The following is a 19,118-nucleotide window of genomic DNA, read 5'->3' on the forward strand; positions in this document are numbered from 1 at the left end:
CGCCTAAATTTACCTTGCTGCTATTTCGCATTCTCTCACACCCCCGGAAGTTATAGACTTGCCCACCAATTGTGCCAAATCCATTACTCTACAAGAATAGCCCCACTCATTGTCATACCAAGCGAGCACTTTCAATTGATCTCCACTTACCATAAGAGAAGGAGCATCTATAATTGCTGAATGCGAATTTCCAATATAATCAGATGAAACAAGAGGAGCATCGACTACATCCATATATGATTTCATGTACGTGGAAGATGCGTTAGTAAAAGCTTGTTTTACTTCTTCAGTTGTAGTTCGATTTTTTAAATGAACCGTCAAATCTACTAACGATACATCCGGCGTAGGTACTCTGAGCGATATGCCTTGAACTAACGGTGCAAGATGCGGAAGAACGTCGGTGAGTGCTTTTCCAACCCCGGTTGAAGTTGGGATGATCGACTGCGCACATCCGCGTGCCCGCCTTAGATCTTTGTGTGGATTGTCCATATGATTCTGATCGCTAGTGTACGCATGCACTGTTGTCATCCAACCTTGTTTAACACCAAAGTTACGATCAAGTACATCTAGCACAGGAGCTACACAATTTGTTGTACATGATGCTGCTGATAAAATGCGATGACGAGCTGGATCATAATTTTGATCGTTTACACCCATCACAACTGTTAAATCCACTTGTTTACCTGGTGCTGTAAGAATGACATGTTCTGCCCCAGCTGCAATATGTTTGGAAGCGCCTTCACGATCATTAAACTTACCCGTCGCATCAATTGCTATCGTTACGCCATGTTCCTTCCAAGGAAGGCGAGCTGGATCTCTTTCCATCACATAGTGAATTTTATTGCCGTTTATGATTAAATTTCCATCTTGTACGGCCACTTCCGCATCCCAGATTCCATGTATCGTGTCATATTTCAATAAATGTGCAATTGTTTCAACAGGATAGGTGGAGTTCACCACTTTAATTTGAATGTTATCTACATTTTTGGAAAAAGCTCTCCGAATAACTAGTCTTCCGATTCTTCCTGTGCCGCTAATCCCTACTCCAACCATAATCACCATGACCCCCTGTTGTTATTCAGATTGATATAGTACATCTCATATATTATTTATGACATACTATATAAATATATGCAACATATAAATTATGTAATGTGACTAAAATGTTTTATTATACGTCATATATGTGAATTGAAATGAAATGGTCAGCATATTTAAAAGACAACTCGTCTATTTACGTGTCTTGATTATACACGCTTTTGATAATATTGACACCATGTCATAATTATTATATAGTTAATTACACAATAGTAGACTTTTCATTAAGAAGAGGTGACATAATTGAAAGCGATTACGGAAGATTACACGTTAGACTATGCCAAACAGTTAGATCAGATGGATGAATTGGCACACTTGCGCGAAGAGTTCATTTTACCCGAAGGTATGACTTATTTAGATGGAAATTCACTTGGACTAATGTCCAAACGTGCAGAACGTACGATGCTCGAAATCATTGAATCGTGGAAAACACAAACAATAGAAGGCTGGACACAAGGCGAACGACCATGGTTTTTCTTGCCAGAAGCACTCTCCGAGAAGATGAGAGTACTCGTCGGAGCAGAACCTGGCGAAGTAAGTATTACTGGCTCCACATCAACTAATATTCATCAACTCGTCGCGACCTTCTATCAACCAGAAGGCAAACGCACCAAAATTATGGCTACCGAACTAGATTTTCCTACCGATATTTACGCACTTCAAAGTCAATTACGACTGAAAGGTTTCGATCCAGAAACAAACCTTGTCCGTGTAACTAGCCGTAATGGCCGTTTAATTGAAGAAGATGATATTATTGCCGCAATGTCAGATGAGATTGCATTAATTCTTCTACCTACTGTGCTCTATCGCAGTGGTCAGCTACTCGATATTAAACGTTTAACGGCTGAAGCTCATGACCGTGGCATTCTTATTGGGTTTGACGGTTGTCATTCGGTAGGTTCAATTCCTCATTATTTCAGCGAATGGGATGTAGACTTTGCACTATGGTGTAATTACAAATATTTAAATGGTGGACCAGGAAGTGTCGCTTCCTTATATGTAAACAAAAAGCACTTCGGGCGCACACCCGGATTAACTGGCTGGTACAGCTCGAACAAAAGCAAACAGTTTGACATGGATCACACATTAACTGTTGAATATACTGCTGGTGCTTACCAAATTGGAACACCACATATTTTCAGCATAGCGCCATTGATCGGAGCATTAGAAATTTTTGAACTGACTTCTATTGAAGCTATTCGCAAAAAGTCGTTACAGATTACGAAATACATGATCCAGTTGATCGATCATGAATTGCAAGGTCTTGGATTCTCTGTTGCTAATCCACTCGAGGATGAGCGTCGATGTGGCCATGTCAGCCTAGAGCATGATGAGGCCATTCGGATATGTAAAGCACTTAAACAAAATCATATTATACCTGATTACCGCGCACCAAATGTCGTTCGTTTAGCACCGGTTGCACTTTACACAACATATGAGGATGTTTGGAAGACTGTACAGATTCTTAAGAACATCATTGTGGAAAAACAATATGAAGCTTTTGATACACAACGCGGGGTAGTGGCGTAATCACCTTAACTTAAATACAGCAGCTATTAAACAAGTATAGATATGTAAATACAGAAAAACAGCGGCAGCTATGGACGAGTAAATAAAGTCCTGACTGTCGCTGTTTTATTAATCTAAGGTGGATCCTAATTGGGGTACTCAGGGTGATTGTGACGTTTACATCCGAATAAGTAACAACTTGAACTCATTGAAGTACTAAACTTCATTAATGGGATATAGCCAAATGAAATGTGCTCATACATATTCTCATATTCACTTTTTTCATCAAGTAATTGCTGAATGTACTCTGCTTTTTCTCTTTCAGTCCAATCATCGTCGCATATCTCTGCTCTAGCTTCGCTAATTTGCTCAACTTTTTGTTGAATTACTTCATTAATAATATGACGAGCACAATTTGGGTCATTTATTTTTAATAAAGCATACACGTAACGACTTACCCAATCAGGTGTCTTCCAATATTGTTTCCACCCTTTTTCAAACCATTGAACCGATTGCTCAAAGCAACCTAATTCCACATATAATTCTGCTATTTCAACAGTACCGACAAACTCGTCTTCTTCTTCAGAGAAAGTGCTTAGTTTATTTTTAGCTTCCTCATTTCTTCCAAGTTCGATCAAACATTTAACATGGCTGTACAAGGAATGATCAGATTTATTCGAACAAAGAAGATAATAGTGTGAAGCCTCTTCTAAATGTCCTAAATGATAGTTCGCTACGGCTAGGTTATGATAAGCTTCATTTGATGGATGAATGAGTATCGATTGGTGTAGAACATCAAAAGCAAGTTGCCACATTTCCATTTCAATATAAATCTCACCTAATAAGTTATAAGGGAAATGAGATATTGGATTTAATTCGATTGCCTCTTTTATTAATTTCAAGGCTGCTTCCTTGTCGGACTCCTCATGGTAATAAATCCAGGCAAGGTTATTTAGCGATTGTATCGTTCGAGACTGCTCTACAGCTTTTTGAAAAAGTTTTAACGCTTCATCATATTCATTGTTTTCAAGAAACTGAATTGCTTTTTGATTTATACTCAACTATCGTATCTCCTTAATCCGGCTGATATGTACTGCCATATCGCCTCTATTGATCCGTTTATTAGGGGCAAGTTTGAATTCACTTACTCCATCTTCACAAAAAAATTGCACACTATTCCATCGGCTTTCCATATCTCACTAAAACATGCCAGAGTAATTTTAATTGTTGCAGAACCTCGTTGTAGGTTCCTCTATCGCTCCATATACTTGGGCCGTTCGCTATTGGTTGAGCCATTTATTTGGTACGCTCCGCCAAACATTTTATTTTCCCAAACGTCACGTTCACCACCTGAAAATGCTGATCTTCAAATATCTTCAGCTCGATGCTGGACATTTGAAGGATTTCCCTAATTGTTTGCTCCGCCTCATTTTTGTGGCTTCTTGCGTAATTTTTTATATACTCTTGGGCTAATTGCTGAGACCTCGATAATACCATAGGCAGATGAGTCCCTTCCCTTTTTATAGAATCATAATACATGAAGGAAGATATGTTTAACTACACTTAATTATGTTGTCCAATGAACATAGCATATTTTTCAAAAAAAGTGCTGATACAGAAGGTAACGACCTTCTATGTCAGCACTTTTGGTTTTAATACTTTAAGTTCATTGTATTAACGACATCATCCACTATTTACAGCTAAAAGAAACATTCCCTAGTCCAGTAAATTGTGCTGCAATCGTATCTCCTGGACCGAATGCGAATGCTTCTGTAATCGCACCGCTTAGGATAACATCACCTTTACGTAGTCCGAGTCCGCGCTCGCCAAGCTTATTAACTGCCCAAGCGACCGAAACAGCTGGATCACCAAGAACAGCAGCACCTGCGCCAGTTGCTACAACTTCGTTGTTTTTCGTAAATACGATGCCAACTTCAGGTAAGTTTACATCACGAACGGGTACCATTTTGCTGCCAATCATAAATTTAGCCGACGAGCAGTTGTCCGCAACTACGTCTGGTAGTGTAAATTTGAAATCTAAATAGCGGCTATCAATTATTTCAATCGCAGCAGCTACATATTGCGTAGCACGCAAAACGTCTTCACCTGTAATGTTTGTACCTTTCAAATCCTCACCCATAAAAAAAGCAATTTCCGGCTCAGCCTTCGGATGGATCAACTTGTTAAAGTCTAGTTGCTCCCACTCTAGAGCAAGCATATCGCTCGTCAGTTCTCCATAGATAGCTTCAAAAACACCCATCATTTGCTGTTTAGCTTTGCTCGTAAGACCAAGCTTATAACCGATAGAACGTGTGCCTGTCGCAATTTTGCGCCTCAGTAACTCCTCTTGCAAATCATATGCCTTTTCTATCGTCAACCCCGGATATTTATCCGAAACTTTAACAACTTCTCTACGATCACGTTCTGCTTCGAACAAATAAGTAACGATCTCGTTTTCTATTTCACGTGTCATTTCCATCGTTTACTGCACCCCGCTTTTTCTTCTGTCTGCTAGTTCTGCCGCTACGTCAATGATCATATCTTCTTGTCCACCGATAATACCTCTGCGCCCAAGCTCGATCAAAATATCGCGAGAGTCGATTCCGAATTTTTTGCCTGCGCGCGATGCATGAAGAAGGAAACTTGAATACACTCCAGCATAACCCATAACGAGGCTTCCTGTTACAATTTCTTGTGGACGTTGAAGGAGAGGGCCAACAACATGCTCCGCCAAATCCATCATTTTATATAAATCGATTCCGATTTTAAGACCTAAACGATCAAGTACAGCGACAAGAACCTCCGTTTGTGTATTGCCTGCTCCTGCACCCAAACAACGAACGCTGCCGTCAATGCGTGTTGCGCCTTCTTCGATCGCAACTAACGTATTTGCAACAGCGAGTGACAGATTGTTATGCGCATGGAAACCAATTTCAATCGAAAGCGATTCTCTTAATGCTTCAATCCGTTCACGAACTTGATGAGGCAACATGGCACCTGCAGAATCCGTTACGTACACAGCTTCAGCACCATAACTCTCCATTAATTTAGCTTGCTCAACAAGCTTTTCTACAGAAGCAGTATGAGACATCATTAAAAAACCTAAAGCTTCCATTCCAAGCTCTCTAGCCATATAAAGATGTTGTGCAGATACATCTGCCTCCGTCACGTGAGTTGCAACACGAACTAGACTTGCACCTAGTGAACGAGCTTGCTTTAGTTCATGCACAGTTCCGATACCTGGCAAAAGCAAAACAGCGATTTTTGATCGCTTACTCTCATCAACAGCCGCTTCAATAAGTTTCATCTCATCGACGAGTGAACGTCCATATTGCAGTGTTGATCCACCGAGTCCGTCTCCATGACTCACTTCAATATTGTGCACACCAGCATTATCAAGCGCACGAACAACGTCACGAACCTGAGCTTCTGTGAATTGATGCGCAACCGCATGACTGCCGTCCCGCAAAGAAACTTCCGTAATTTGCACTGGCTTATTACTTTTCCGAATCATCCGATTACACCTCGCTCTTAGTAACGTTGTCATTAACCGATAGACGGTTTTTAGCATAGTCTTCCGCAACACGAACAGCTGCCGCAGTCATAATATCCAAGTTTCCAGCGTAAGGAGCGAAGTAATCACCTGCACCTTCCACTTCTAGAAATACCGTTACACGGTTCTCGTCAAAAATAGGTTCTTGCTTCAGTCGATAACCCGGCACATATTCTTTCACTCTATCAACCATCTCGTAGATCGCTTTGCTAATAGCAGATTGATCCATATTTCTTACTTCGCAATAAACAGTATCGCGCATCATAAAAGGTGGCTCTGCTGGATTAAGGACGATTAGTGCTTTACCACGATCTGCTCCACCAACCTCTTCAATGCCACGGCGAGTCGTAATTGTAAACTCATCGATGTTGGCGCGTGTGCCAGGTCCAGCGCTTTTGCTAGAAATCGTCGCAACAATTTCCGCATATTCCACATCAGCAGCTTCATTAATAGCATGTATGATAGGAATCGTTGCTTGTCCGCCGCACGTAATCATGTTCACATTTGTTGCATCAAGATGTTTACCCAAATTAACAACAGGCGATAGGAATGGTCCAACTGCCGCAGGCGTCAAATCGATGACGAGCTTACCAAGCCCTTGCAACACTTCATTATGTTTCACATGCGCTTTTGCAGAAGTTGCATCAAATACGATATCCGCTATATCAGGATTGTCTGCAAACGCTTGAATCCCATTCGAAAAGGTTGCATAACCACGTTGCTTCGCCCGCTCCAAACCTTCAGAGTTCGGATCAATACCCACAAGCGCAGTCATCTCTAGCCAGTCACTTCTTTCAAGCTTATACATTAGATCAGTTCCGATGTTGCCAGAACCAATTATGGCTGCTTTTATTTTCCCCATCGTCATTACCCTCCTACTGAAATGAAACGGATACCGATCCGATTGAGCCGAATCGTGCTTCGATGTGATCGCCCGCTTGTACAGCTACTGCCCCTGACAATGCACCTGGCAAAATAATTTCTCCAGCTTTAAGCGAAATTCCGAATTCACTAAGTTTATTCGCAAGCCATGCAATTGCATAAGCTGGATGTCCTAATGCTGCTGCACCCGCACCCGTTGCAAGCTGCTCGCCATTTTTGGAAAGGATCATACTAAGATCACGAAGATCAATGTTGTCAATCGGCGTTTTCTGACCACTTACAACGACTTTAGCCGAAGAACCATTATCAGCTACCGTATCGATCAGCTTAATTTTCCAATCTGCAATTCTACTATCTATAATTTCTAATGTAGGAACGATATATTTGGTAGCCATAAGTACATCTAGGAAAGTAACATCTGGGCCGCTCAGATCACGATCAAGAATAAATCCGATTTCCGCTTCAATACGTGGTGCAACCATCTCACTTACCTTTACTACACCACCATCAGCAACTTCCATATCATCAAGCAAATGTCCGTAATCTGGTTCATTGACATTTAGCATCGTTTGCATCGCTTTACTAGTTAAACCAACTTTTTTGCCGATTATTGTTTTGCCTGCCGCCTTCTTCACTTTGACGACTTGCAATTGTACATTATAAGCATCTGTAACAGTCATCTCTGAATATCGTTCTGTAAAAGGTGCGATAGCGACTTTGGTCGTTTCCGCTTCCATTAATTCATTCGCTAGCGTCTCGATGTTTGGCTTCATAGTATCGACCTCTCTTTTCTCCTAAAAGTAAAGCGGATGGTGACGAATTCGTCACCATCTTCATTTATAACTTCATCGTAATCGATTTTGCTTCTGTGTAGAAATCAAAGCTGTGTCGACCGCCTTCACGGCCAATCCCACTTGCCTTAGAACCACCGAAAGGTGTCCTCAAATCACGGAAATACCAGCAATTAATCCAAAATAGTCCTGAATTAACCGCAGCAGCTACTCGGTGTGCACGGCGAAGATCATTTGTCCAAACGACGCCTGCTAATCCGTAAATCGAATCGTTAGCGATACGTATCGCTTCTTCCTCTGTTTTGAACGGAATAACGACTAGTACAGGCCCAAAGATCTCTTCTTGTGCAACACGCATCCCATTGTCTACATCGTAAAGGACAGTTGGTTTGTAGAAGTTGCCTTCTCCAAGGTCAAGAACTCTTGAACCGCCGCAACCGAGCTTAGCACCTTCGGCAAGTCCGATCTCCACATATTCATGAACGGATTCTAGATGTGATTTCGACACAAGAGCACCCATATCTGTGCTTTCTTCCATCGGCATACCAACTTTGATCTCATTCACCGCTGCAATAAACTTCTCAAGGAACTTATCGTATACGCTTTCATGAAGCAACATGCGCGATCCAGCTAAACAAATTTGTCCTTGATTGCGATAAATTGCATCGATCGAACCTTTAACGACTTCATCCAAATCAGCATCTTCAAACACGATGTTAGCTGACTTGCCGCCAAGCTCAAGTGAAACTGGAATGAGTGATTCTGCTGCATTACGCATAACTGTTTTTCCAGTACCCGATTCACCTACGAAGGAAATACGTCGAACATTCGGATGAGTAGCCATAATTGTACCTACTGTACTGCCAGCTCCAGCAATAATGTTAAGCACACCTGGTGGTAATCCGGCATCATTGGCAATTTCACCTAATACAAATGCGCTTAGCGGTGTATACGAAGCTGGTTTAACTACAACGGTATTTCCCGCCGCAAGAGCTGCTGACACCTTCCACGTCATTTGCATAAATGGCAAATTCCAAGGAATAATGATGCTTGTCACACCTGCTGGCGCATATTTTGTATAAGACATCATGCCTTGTTTCTCATAACTTTCAGCATGATGATAAAGGGCCATCTCAGCGAAGAAACGCATATTTGACGCTGCTCTTGGAATATCGAAACCAAGGCTTTCTTTGATTGGCTTTCCTACATCAAGCGTTTCGAGTATAGCAATTTCCTCACGACGCTCCATAATCATATCAGACATGCGGCACAAAATTTCGGCTCTTTTTTCAACCGTCATCGTACTCCACACGCCGCTTTCAAACGTACGCTGTGCAACCTCAATCGCTCTTACGGTATCCGCTTCATTCGCCAATGCTACTGTTGCCAGCTTCTTGTTCGTTGCAGGATTAATCGTATCGAAAGTGTTCCCCGAGATGGAATCGACGAACTCTCCGCCGATAAATAACTTCGCGTCCTTTACAGCAGGATTCGCTATAGTTCCATGATTCACGTACAGCACCTCCTACTCTTCAATTTCGAGAGTCATTTCAATTTCAATCGCAGTGCCATTCGGCAACTGAGCCATACCAACCGCTGAACGTCCATGTTTACCCTTTTCTCCAAACACTTCCACTAGCAAATCAGAAGCTCCGTTCATTACTTTAGGTTGCTGTATAAAGTCTTCCGTGCTGTTCACGAAACCTAGAATCTTCACCACACGCTTCACCTTGCTAAGTTCACCAAGCTCCTGCTTAACTACTTTTAATAAATTGATCATCGACTGCCTTGAAGCTAAGTACCCTTCTTCAACTGTCAGGTCACGACCTAACTTACCATGGTATTCATCTACACCTTGCCCAGCAGTGAAGAGCAAATTGCCAACCCTCACACACGTTACGTAGTTACCTACTAAAGGACGTGCAGGTCCAAGCGTTATGCCTAGTCTTTCTAAATTTTGTTCCGGTGTTGTCGTCACTTGATTTTCCATGCTGCTCACCTTCTTATTCTGGTTTCCATTCATTAACTTCTTCAGACATCTGGTGTCCGCAAGATTTGCATGTACGAATTTCTGGATTGGAATTGAAGCTATGGATGGCTGCTTTTACTTGGGTTTCTATATCAACTAGCTGAACACTTACTCGGTGCATCTCACTGTTACAGCTCTCGCAGAACCATACGAAATCTTCTAACTCGCCAAGATCGCGTTTTCGCTCGATAACGATGCCGAATGTATCTGCTACACGGTGAGGTGAATGCGGTACCATTGCTGGCAACATAAATACTTCGCCTTCATTAACCGTTACCACTTTGCGTTCGCCTGTTTCCGTAATACATTCTACATAACAAGAACCTTTAACTTGATAGAAGAACTCATCAGAAGGATCGATGTGAAAGTCTCTGCGTCTGTTCGGACCGCCAAGTACCATTGCGATAAATTCGGAATCTTCCCATATCACTTTGTTGTTAACCGGAGGCTTAAGTTGCTCCTTGTTTTCCTCGATCCAGCCCAAAAGATTAAACGCGGTTAATGATTTCGCAGTTGCCATAATAAACCCTCACCCTCACCTATTTTTTGGTTTGCTACACGCTTTCATAAATTCACTATATGATAATATTGACATGATGTCAATATTAATATTGACGAGGAGTCGGAATTATTGAAGGTTAGCTATAAAGAGAAAAAACTCAATAACAATGGTTGCTCTATGTCACCTGGATAGATTACTTTGCTTAGTCGGTCAAATGCGTCATAGCTAAACGTACACGCCTTACCCAAAATAGTCTACTGATTCAGCCTATTCCACATATCATAGCGATAATCGATTGTTTAAGTTATTTGAACAGAAGAAAGAAATAAATTATAGAAGAAAGGAAAGAGAAGTTTGATGCTATCGATTCGAGGCATTAAATTTAATAGGGGACAGGAATGATCTGTGGATGAAAATAAAAAACATGTTAATTATGGTGTATCTGATCATAATTAACATGTTCAATGCAACTGAATATCGCTATTTCGGTTATAAAAATAAGGTCCTTGATGTGCGAAAAACAAAAAAACGAAATCTAAATACAAGTATTATATGAGTTAGATGTTATTAATTGAATGAAAAATTGGTTTATTCAGCACTGGTAACCCCTAAGGTGAAAGCATATCACCACTTCCCTTCATCAAAGTCTTCATTGTCAATCTCTTTAATGAACACCGAAATCCATAATACGGTGTGCTCGACAGGGTCAGTCTCAATATAAATCCCTTTTGGACTAACATATACTTCTTCAAAATCCTCGTATTCAAAGCTTGGTTCTATTTCCAAAACCTCTTCTATAGGCATGCCAATATGAATTTTATCAAATAACTTTCCATTATAATTCTTCAGTGCAGTAATTTTATACAATTTACCATTGAATAAATTAAACCACAAGTCAACTTCATCTTTAATTTCATATCTCACTCGAGCTTTTCCAAATAGAGCGTCAGCCTCATTAAGATTAATAATAATGTCATAATATTCGCTGATATGGCTATAAAGGCTTATTCCCCCCATTCCCTTCCACGGGACAATGGGGGCATTTAATAACACCATAGTTACTTTCCTCCTGTGAAGATTATTGATGCTGATTCATTTCCATCTGTCTTATATGAACTTTCAGTTCCATTAACTACCTTTATAATACCTTGATCACTTGTACTAATTTTTACATAGGGGCTTCCTCCATGTCTCCCACCTCCAGGTGATACTTGAACTTGAGTAATATTCCTATCTCCGCCAGTATTATTTATCTTGATAATCATCGCTCCAGACCTTGATTTATCGGAGCTTTGTACAGTAACGTCGTATCCTTCATTTCTTAGCATTTGGGCGATTTCGTCTGCCGATTTGCGATTAAATGCAGTAGGATTTGATTTAATACCATCAACAGTGGCTCTACCATTGTTGAAAACACCATTACCCGTCCCCTTAGCATTATTCTGCTTCACCGCAAGATTTTCTTGGTTCAAAGCCCCACCGTCGTTATGGGCCTTCGCATTGGCTTCTGCTTGTTTCTGAGCTTGGGTTTTTGGTGGTTTCGCTGGTGCCTGAGCTGGTTTCTGTTGGGCTGGTTTACCCGAAATTGTCGGTGGGATACCACCAGGAGGCATAACAGGAGGCATTCCAGGTTGTCCGGGTCCACCTACACCAGGTTTTCCATATGTGTTCCCAGAAGGATCTACATATAGTAACGGATTGTTTGCAACATACGTATATAAGTTTAGTGTAAGTGAATCATTCAACTTACCTCATACGTATCCTCAGTAATAAACCGCCCAATACTTGGATCATAAAGTCAGATTCATCATCATAAATCTCACTAGAGTTCTTGAAAGAATTAGACATCGTTTCTGTTTTGGAAATGAGTTTACTCTAGATATCATAGCCATCGGAGTTTATTTATTGGAATGAGACATGAGAAGTTGTTTTTTTCAATAACTAGATTTCCATAGTTCAGTTTTTAATGGAATCATAAAAAAAGACCTTAATGATATTATTCCATCAAGGTCTTAAAATACTACTCTACTTCTAATAATTCATTTAATTGTCCCTTAATCTCATTTACAAATTCACTTAGAGATTCAGTTCTTATTACAAACCTAAACCCTTTATCATAACCGTAAATCTCGCCATCTGAAATAGCCCCCATATTAATCCATATATCTGTATAAACTTCTTGCTCTTCAAATGTATCATACAGAGAAACTCCAAAGAAACCTTCACAAGAATTAAAATCTACTCTCTCAAATGAAGCGGTCGACGTAGCACCTAATTTCACACTAATTATATTTTCAACTGCTGATATTAATTTGTTTATTTCAAATAAACTAAACGTTGCGCCTCTGGAATTTAAGTACTCATACTTCTCTAATCCGACTTTTAAAACCATTTCAAAAGGTATCCAGTTTTCGAAATCTTCTCTTTCATCAACAATATCTAAAAATTCATTTCTTAAAAGATTAATTTTAAAAGTAATGTTATTTTCCAGATTGACCAGCTGAGCCAATTAATTCACCTCAATCCTGCGGAAGAGAATAATATCCGCCATTATTATTAAGCATTTTTGTTACATCTGACCACGTTTTTAATGATTTTGTATTTCCAGCAATAGTAGTAACAACCTCACCGGTACTATTAGTAATCGCTACATCGTAATAATTGGCATTTTTCTTAGCATACACTGTCCTACCACCAGGTTGATAGACTTTTTGAGAATAGGTATCTTTTAATTGGTTTATTTGCTCGTCACTAAATCCTCTTTGTTGAGCTCGTTGTTCACCATGTAGATTTTTACTATCATTCGCCTTATTTTGCTAGAGGGATACCACCATCAGCCATACCTTTATTTTCTTATTTAAGCTAATGTTAAAAAAGACCTTGATGGATTTATTAACCCTTCAAGGTCCTCAAGCTTACTGAAATGTTATTTGAAACAAAAAAGCTTGTCTATCCTTTGTTGCTGACACAAAGGAATACTTTGTAGTTCTCTCGGAATCCTCCTTTATGTAAAATGTTGAGTCATATTCAATAAATCTTACAAAAGAATAAAAAATATCCTTTACATTTTTCAAACTATACTCTGAAAGCATAATTGAAACAATATAGATTTCCTCGTCCTTGTTAAATTCAAGTGTAAATTCACTAATAATTTCTTGTCTTTGTAAGAAATTATTTGCTTCCGACCAGATACCGACTTCATACTTACAATCAAGCAAGTCAGAGATTTTAAACAACGTTTCTAACTCCAATTTAGCAACCTCCATTACCTTTTTGGTTTTGGTATATAAGTACCGTCAGATTCTGGTGAAAATACTGTAACAATAGTATCACCATTTTCATTAGTTACGACTGCATTTCCTCGAGAGTCAGTATACTCCCACGTCTTTTTACCTTCAGCATCTACCTTTGATACTCTATTTTTTTATTGTTGGCAATAATATTGTCTAGGTTGTCCACCGTAAATCCCCTGTAATTCATCCTCGTACTCCAATATTTTTTGCGACCAAGTTCTTTCATCAAATATATCGTTATGTTATTGTACATTGTTACGATTCATTTTGAAAATACTCAAGACAACGGAGATAACAAAAAACAGGTCAATCATGGCAGCATCTGACCATATCGACCTGTTCAGTGTTATTGGTATAGCGTTATTTAGTAGGAAAATAAGGCCGTTTACTCCTAACATCAAACCACTCTTCAATATGTTTGCACAATAAGGGATTGTCTTCTATAGCTTGTTCACAGACTGTAACGTAACTACACCCCAAAATACTTTCCAAATTATAGCTCATGGAATACTCATCACTTAATTTCGCTTCATAAACTATCATTGGTTCAACTATATAATTTTTATGACGTGTGTTATTACTAGCATTAATACACCACTGAAGTTTGCCGAGAAAAGAATTAATACAAGTCTCTAATTGTGAGTATACTTCGTTCTTATCATGGAATCTAAAATAAAAGCCCGCCGGACGATCATAAATATTATTCGGGTTATACATAGTTGTTCTATTCCATTCAAATGAACCTAATTTTGAAATTGTATATGCCATTAGTTCAGGATTTTCTACCTCTCCATTTTCCATCAAATAAGTACTTTTTATTTTCATTCTACCTCACCTACCTCAAAATTTCTGTACTTACAGACACGTTTCCATCATTCTGCTTATTAATGGTCAACATATACTCAATGACAGGAATTGGTTGGTTGCTAAAACAAGGTCGTAAACATATGTACCATCTGAGTAAACAGTATGGTAGTCAAAAATTTCAGTTTTTCCGTACTCAGTAACTTTTATTGTCCCATACTTTTCAGATGATCTAATTGTAATAATCTTCCCCTTACCCCCTGCCGCTTGTGCTAAATCTTCTGCTATTTCAGAACAATCATAAGCTAAATTTGACTTATATTTATTGGCATTAGATGACATTGTCTCGATAACAGACTTATTGCCAATAACTTCACCCTTCCCTTTAGCATTACTCTGCTTCGCAGCAAGGTTTCTTGGTTTAGAGCCCCACTGTTGTTATGGGCGTTTGCATTGGCTTCTGCTTGTTTCTGGGCTGGGGTTTTTGGTGGTTTCGGTGGTGTTGGAGCTTTCGGTGGTGCCTGAGCTGGTTTACCAGAAATTGCTGGAGGGATACCACCAGCAGGCATAACAGGAGACATTCCAGGTTGTCCAGTTCCACCCACACCAGGTTTCCCATATGTGTTCCCAGAAGGATCTACATATAGTAGCGGATTGTTTGCAACATACGTATATAAGTTTAGCGTAAGTGGATCATTCAACTTACCCTCATACGTATCTTCTGTAATAAACCGCCCGATACTCGGATCATAGAATCTTGCCCTCAAATAAATCAAGTCAGATTCATCATCATAGATTTCACCTGAATATTTGAAAGGATTGGACATCGTTTCTGTTTTGGAAATGACATTACCCCAAATGTCATAATCATAGGAGTTAAGAGTATTGCCAGCGGCGTCGGTTATCTTGATAACATCGCCATGTCCATTATATGAATAATAGCCTCCTTTATTCGTAGCTATATCTTTCCGATACAGCAACTCATTCCCTCTATTTCGAGCTTTTGAGTTTCCATTGGCATCTAGTTCATCGATTACTTGACCATTTACATATACGTATCTAGTTATGTCGTTATTAACTTTTTTCGTTGCTCGTAGACCATCACCATAATACGTATAACTTGCATTTGTCCCCGACTTAGAAAGTGTTTTAAGTTGATTAAATCCATTATAACCATAATTCACATTGCCTGTTGAACTACTTTTCGTCAGGCGATTACCGCGTTTGTCATAGGTGAAGTTAAACGTTCCTGTTGGTAGGACTGCCTGTTGCAAGTGGTTAGTTACATTATAGTGATAGGAATAAGTAGTACCACCTTGTGTAAAAGAGTTAATATTCCCCAAATCATCATAGGTATAACTCTTTGGCGAACTGGTTTGTTTGATCTGTTCAATAGTCGTAAGATTAAAGTATTTACATCCAATTAGAAACATTTGAGACGAAGTTACTTACTAATTATTCAATGTATGATGAGGTTATTTGTTACTTAATAGTGTTATTTGTTACTTAATAGCCGAACTAAAAAGAACCCTAGAGAACGACTCTCTAGGGTAACAATTTATTCTACTTTTAATTTACTGTTCGATGACAGTTCGATAAACTTTTCATACCAATCTAGCCGTTGTACTTTAATCAGTGAGAGTACTTCATTTAAAGTGATACCTTCAAGATATGATAGCTTTTCAAAATTGATTTCCTTTTTTCTTAACCAAATGTGTCCAAGTGATTCTCCACAGCTTGCGGCAATCATATCATTGAACTTCATACTATTTGACAATTCGATTAAAATATCAATTATTTCTTCATCCTCGAAATTGTTTCCTAACGCAATCACAGCATCGTCTTTTTCTGCATCACTTGAAATAGGGTCTAGCAATATTTCGATTAACAAGGTTCTCTTCATAGTTTCACTTCCCTAATGGAATATGAGTACCAACATCACGTCCACCCTTCTGACCAGTAAAGGGGTTTATATATGTTCCTTTATCGTCAATTCTAGCATCAAAACGGGGTTGATTACTTCCTACACCTAATCCATCCCGTGTACTTACCTCCGGCTTTAATTTCAATCTCCAATTAAATGTGCCATCGGCATTTTTTACTCCCCACATTTCAACCCCACCATCAGTATATTTTTGCTCCCAACCATTATTTTTTGCCCATGTCCTTAAGTTACTAGTATTCTCAGCTAAATATCCAGTATCTTTGACTAAAGTATTACTCTTACTTTTAGCATTACTCTGCTTTTGACTCAAATTCTCTTTACTCAATGAATCAGAATTGTTATGAGCGGTTTTATGTGGATCAACTTTCACTTTAACAGGCTTCTTTGCAGGTGAGCCTTCTTTTCGTTTACCAAAAAGAGACCAGCCACTGTTACCACCAGAACTGGAAGAACCTTTTATAATCGATCCTCCACCTGCGGCATCTGAAGAAGGAAGTAAGCCTGGACGTACAGCTCTCTTATGCCCCGTCGGATCTTCATAGCCAAGTGGATTATTTCCTACATACGTATACAAATTCAAACTGAGAGGTTCGTTTAACTCACCCTCATACGTATCCTCCGTAATAAACCGCCCTATACTCGGATCATAATATCTTGCTCTCAAATATATCAAGTCAGATTCATCATCATAAATCTCACCAGAGTACTTGAAAGGATTGGACATCGTTTCTGTTTTGGCAATTACGTTACCCCAGATGTCATAGTCATAGCTATTTAGTGTATCTCCATAAACGTCTGTTATCTTTATGACATCGCCATGTCCATTATATGAATAATATCCTCTATCATAATTAGTCATATCTTGGCGAAATAATAACTCGTTTCCTATAATATTTCGAGCTTTTAGATTAAAGCCTTCATCAAATTCATCGATTACTCGACCATTAAAGTATACATATCTAGTGAAATCAGTATTAACTTTCTTCGTTGCTCGTAGACCATCACCATAATACGTATAACTTGCATTTGTCCCCGACTTAGAAAGTGTTTTAAGTTGATTAAATCCATTATAACCATAATTCACATTGCCTGTTGAACTACTTTTCGTCAGGCGATTACCGCGTTTATCATAGGTGAAGTTAAACGTTCCTGTTGGTAGAATTGCCTGTTGCAAGTGGTTGGTTACATTATAATGATAGGAATAAGTAGTACCACCTTGTGTAAAAGAGTTAATATTCCCCAAATCATCATAAGTGTAACTCTTTGGCGAATTGGTTTGTCTATCGTCTTGAATACGGTTTAGTTTATCGTACGTAAAGGTTTGCTGAGTGCCGTTGGTATGGGTAACACTATTCAGTTCATAGAACGCGTCCGTAATCTACTCTTGCTTTTCCCCTTTCGGGTGAGTAATCGTATACTTGTTCTGATTGGCTCCGACCATATAGGAATAGTTAACTGTTCCCATGTAAATCTTTGACTCTATTTATTTTCTCCAAAAGAAACCTTGAAAAGAAAATAGAGCTGTTGACAAATGGTGGAGAGATAAATTAATCCCCTATCCAATTTATCAAAAGCCCCATAGTTCCAATCAAAGTTAAATGTGCTTATTCTTCACATACTTGAATAATATCTTTAGGTACTGATTCAAATATTAATACTTCTGGCTTTTGGTATGGTTTTGTTAAGAGATATGCCTCTAAAGTTGTCATACTTCTCCAATAATGCAAAATCCAATGTTCAATGCTTTGTCCAGTATCAAAATCTAATGCTTCCTCAAATGTATATTTATTGTCCTCATAAAAAACTTGATCAAATATTTGTTCAGAATACTCTTTATTAAAGATAAGTATTTTATCAGTAAATAACGGAAATTTAAAATAACTTGAATCTTGCTGGACCAATTCAACCCCAATTGCTTTTTTGAAATCCAACCAACTAGGTGTATTGCTTGGTTTCAATTTCTCCGTAATCTTTGGCTTAAGTTTTCCTCCCTTTCCATACCAATAATTAGATTCCGTAGAGTAACTAATACCTTCATTAAGAATTTTTTCAATAGATACGTAATGCTTATGATTACTCGGTAATATCACATGATATAGGTATTGCAATTTCTCACCGACTTTCTTTTTATTATCTTGGAACGTACGGGAAATGAGAACTACTCTCTGCGTTATCTAAGTTTTCAAAAACTCTATGTTTTCCTGTTGGTGTAGCAGGAGTACTTATATTCCCACCATACTCCTTCTCATACTTAGATATTCTTGAAGGATTAGGGTTATTAGGATTAGGGAAATTGGAATACGCATTATCAGGATTATTCATAGTATCACGCCTTAGACTACCTACATCAACATTTTCCCCATACTGCGATTTATGCTTGGTAGATGGTTTATTAGGGTCGTACATATGTTTTTTAGCATGGTCATTTACGAAGTCCTTAGAATTACTACCGCCACCTGGTTTAGTTGGTACAGGTGTACCCTTAGCATTACTCTGCTTTTGACCCAAATTTTCTTTACTTAATGATTCAGCATTATTGTGAGCATTTTTTTGTGATTCAACTTTTACTTTCACAGGCGCTTTTGAAGGTGAGCCTTCTTTTCTCTTACTAAATAGAGACCATCCAGTACTACCTCCAGAACTGGAATTACCTTTTATAATCGATCCTCCACCTGCAGCGTCTGAAGAAGGAAGTAAGCCTGGACGTACAGC

At 39.0% G+C, this 19,118-nt stretch carries 21 protein-coding genes and 1 pseudogene; 1 reads left to right on the forward strand and 21 read right to left on the reverse strand.

Going from position 1 to position 19,118, the window contains the following annotated elements; translation table 11 throughout:
- Positions 1–9: 9 nt before the first annotated feature.
- Positions 10–1,053, reverse strand: coding sequence for a type I glyceraldehyde-3-phosphate dehydrogenase (gap, locus tag I6N90_RS10865; protein WP_197935524.1), 1,044 nt, complete (start codon positions 1,051–1,053; stop codon positions 10–12).
- 288 nt (positions 1,054–1,341) lie between these two features.
- Between gap and kynU the strand changes: the two genes are divergently transcribed.
- A complete protein-coding gene (gene kynU / locus I6N90_RS10870; RefSeq protein ID WP_269669488.1) occupies positions 1,342–2,628 on the forward strand; it encodes a kynureninase in 1,287 nt (428 codons plus the stop codon).
- 125 nt (positions 2,629–2,753) lie between these two features.
- Here kynU and I6N90_RS10875 read toward each other — a convergent pair whose 3' ends face one another.
- The 20 genes and pseudogenes from I6N90_RS10875 to I6N90_RS10975 form a co-directional block, all read right to left on the reverse strand.
- Positions 2,754–3,668, reverse strand: a complete 915-nt coding sequence (locus tag I6N90_RS10875) for a tetratricopeptide repeat protein (RefSeq protein WP_197935525.1) — start codon at positions 3,666–3,668, stop codon at positions 2,754–2,756.
- Positions 3,669–3,780: 112 nt separating this feature from the next.
- Positions 3,781–3,879 (reverse strand): annotated as a pseudogene (locus I6N90_RS25440) (DUF3626 domain-containing protein); the annotation flags it as partial.
- Complete coding sequence (locus tag I6N90_RS25445) at positions 3,860–3,928, reverse strand: hypothetical protein (protein WP_442950959.1); 69 nt, start codon at positions 3,926–3,928, stop codon at positions 3,860–3,862. The gene I6N90_RS25445 and the pseudogene I6N90_RS25440, both read right to left, overlap by 20 nt.
- A 369-nt stretch (positions 3,929–4,297) precedes the next feature.
- Positions 4,298–5,086 (reverse strand): 2-keto-4-pentenoate hydratase, encoded by a 789-nt coding sequence (locus I6N90_RS10890; RefSeq protein ID WP_197935527.1) that lies wholly within the window; start codon positions 5,084–5,086, stop codon positions 4,298–4,300.
- A gap of 3 nt (positions 5,087–5,089) precedes the next feature.
- Complete coding sequence (dmpG, locus tag I6N90_RS10895; RefSeq protein WP_197935528.1) at positions 5,090–6,121, reverse strand: 4-hydroxy-2-oxovalerate aldolase; 1,032 nt, start codon at positions 6,119–6,121, stop codon at positions 5,090–5,092.
- Positions 6,122–6,125: 4 nt separating this feature from the next.
- Positions 6,126–7,022 carry an acetaldehyde dehydrogenase (acetylating) gene (locus tag I6N90_RS10900; protein WP_197935529.1) on the reverse strand — a complete coding sequence of 299 codons (897 nt, stop codon included), beginning with the start codon at positions 7,020–7,022 and terminating at the stop codon, positions 6,126–6,128.
- 13 nt (positions 7,023–7,035) lie between these two features.
- On the reverse strand, positions 7,036–7,815 hold the full coding sequence (locus I6N90_RS10905; protein WP_197935530.1) for a 2-keto-4-pentenoate hydratase: 780 nt from the start codon (positions 7,813–7,815) through the stop codon (positions 7,036–7,038).
- Positions 7,816–7,879: 64 nt separating this feature from the next.
- On the reverse strand, positions 7,880–9,346 hold the full coding sequence (locus I6N90_RS10910; protein ID WP_197935531.1) for an aldehyde dehydrogenase: 1,467 nt from the start codon (positions 9,344–9,346) through the stop codon (positions 7,880–7,882).
- A 12-nt stretch (positions 9,347–9,358) separates the two neighbouring features.
- A complete protein-coding gene (locus I6N90_RS10915) occupies positions 9,359–9,823 on the reverse strand; it encodes a RidA family protein (protein ID WP_197935532.1) in 465 nt (154 codons plus the stop codon).
- A 13-nt stretch (positions 9,824–9,836) separates the two neighbouring features.
- Positions 9,837–10,382, reverse strand: coding sequence for a 3-hydroxyanthranilate 3,4-dioxygenase (gene nbaC, locus I6N90_RS10920; RefSeq protein WP_197935533.1), 546 nt, complete (start codon positions 10,380–10,382; stop codon positions 9,837–9,839).
- 606 nt (positions 10,383–10,988) lie between these two features.
- Positions 10,989–11,420, reverse strand: a complete 432-nt coding sequence (locus I6N90_RS10925) for a hypothetical protein (RefSeq protein WP_197935534.1) — start codon at positions 11,418–11,420, stop codon at positions 10,989–10,991.
- 2 nt (positions 11,421–11,422) lie between these two features.
- Positions 11,423–12,109, reverse strand: coding sequence for a hypothetical protein (locus tag I6N90_RS10930; RefSeq protein ID WP_197935535.1), 687 nt, complete (start codon positions 12,107–12,109; stop codon positions 11,423–11,425).
- A gap of 275 nt (positions 12,110–12,384) precedes the next feature.
- The gene (locus I6N90_RS10935; protein ID WP_197935536.1) at positions 12,385–12,873 is read right to left on the reverse strand and encodes a WapI family immunity protein; all 489 of its coding nucleotides are present in this window, start codon (positions 12,871–12,873) and stop codon (positions 12,385–12,387) included.
- Between the two features lie 10 nt (positions 12,874–12,883).
- Positions 12,884–13,048: a hypothetical protein gene (locus I6N90_RS10940; RefSeq protein WP_197935537.1), complete on the reverse strand. Its 165-nt coding sequence runs from the start codon at positions 13,046–13,048 to the stop codon at positions 12,884–12,886.
- A 231-nt stretch (positions 13,049–13,279) separates the two neighbouring features.
- Entirely contained in the window at positions 13,280–13,615 is a 336-nt protein-coding gene (locus I6N90_RS10945) for a hypothetical protein (protein WP_197935538.1), read from the reverse strand.
- A gap of 402 nt (positions 13,616–14,017) precedes the next feature.
- Entirely contained in the window at positions 14,018–14,482 is a 465-nt protein-coding gene (locus I6N90_RS10950) for a hypothetical protein (RefSeq protein WP_197935539.1), read from the reverse strand.
- Between the two features lie 284 nt (positions 14,483–14,766).
- Positions 14,767–15,804: an RHS repeat-associated core domain-containing protein gene (locus tag I6N90_RS10960; protein WP_232242855.1), complete on the reverse strand. Its 1,038-nt coding sequence runs from the start codon at positions 15,802–15,804 to the stop codon at positions 14,767–14,769.
- Between the two features lie 215 nt (positions 15,805–16,019).
- Positions 16,020–16,364 (reverse strand): hypothetical protein, encoded by a 345-nt coding sequence (locus I6N90_RS10965; protein WP_197935542.1) that lies wholly within the window; start codon positions 16,362–16,364, stop codon positions 16,020–16,022.
- A gap of 4 nt (positions 16,365–16,368) precedes the next feature.
- The gene (locus I6N90_RS10970) at positions 16,369–17,649 is read right to left on the reverse strand and encodes an RHS repeat-associated core domain-containing protein (protein ID WP_197935543.1); all 1,281 of its coding nucleotides are present in this window, start codon (positions 17,647–17,649) and stop codon (positions 16,369–16,371) included.
- A 361-nt stretch (positions 17,650–18,010) separates the two neighbouring features.
- A complete protein-coding gene (locus I6N90_RS10975) occupies positions 18,011–18,496 on the reverse strand; it encodes a DNA polymerase III (protein WP_332262436.1) in 486 nt (161 codons plus the stop codon).
- Positions 18,497–19,118 lie beyond the last annotated feature (622 nt).

Origin of the sequence: Paenibacillus sp. GSMTC-2017, from assembly GCF_016019935.1 — a bacterium.
Lineage (GTDB): Bacteria > Bacillota > Bacilli > Paenibacillales > Paenibacillaceae > Pristimantibacillus.

What these genes read in the sequence shown, in the direction of transcription:
- gap (WP_197935524.1), bottom strand. Translation starts at nt 1,053, where the DNA reads ATGGTTGGAGTAGGGATTAGCGGCACAGGAAGAATCGGAAGACTAGTT.
- I6N90_RS10890 (WP_197935527.1), bottom strand. Translation starts at nt 5,086, where the DNA reads ATGGAAATGACACGTGAAATAGAAAACGAGATCGTTACTTATTTGTTC.
- dmpG (WP_197935528.1), bottom strand. Translation starts at nt 6,121, where the DNA reads ATGATTCGGAAAAGTAATAAGCCAGTGCAAATTACGGAAGTTTCTTTG.
- I6N90_RS10900 (WP_197935529.1), bottom strand. Translation starts at nt 7,022, where the DNA reads ATGGGGAAAATAAAAGCAGCCATAATTGGTTCTGGCAACATCGGAACT.
- I6N90_RS10905 (WP_197935530.1), bottom strand. Translation starts at nt 7,815, where the DNA reads ATGAAGCCAAACATCGAGACGCTAGCGAATGAATTAATGGAAGCGGAA.
- I6N90_RS10915 (WP_197935532.1), bottom strand. Translation starts at nt 9,823, where the DNA reads ATGGAAAATCAAGTGACGACAACACCGGAACAAAATTTAGAAAGACTA.
- nbaC (WP_197935533.1), bottom strand. Translation starts at nt 10,382, where the DNA reads ATGGCAACTGCGAAATCATTAACCGCGTTTAATCTTTTGGGCTGGATC.
- I6N90_RS10925 (WP_197935534.1), bottom strand. Translation starts at nt 11,420, where the DNA reads ATGGTGTTATTAAATGCCCCCATTGTCCCGTGGAAGGGAATGGGGGGA.
- I6N90_RS10950 (WP_197935539.1), bottom strand. Translation starts at nt 14,482, where the DNA reads ATGAAAATAAAAAGTACTTATTTGATGGAAAATGGAGAGGTAGAAAAT.
- I6N90_RS10965 (WP_197935542.1), bottom strand. Translation starts at nt 16,364, where the DNA reads ATGAAGAGAACCTTGTTAATCGAAATATTGCTAGACCCTATTTCAAGT.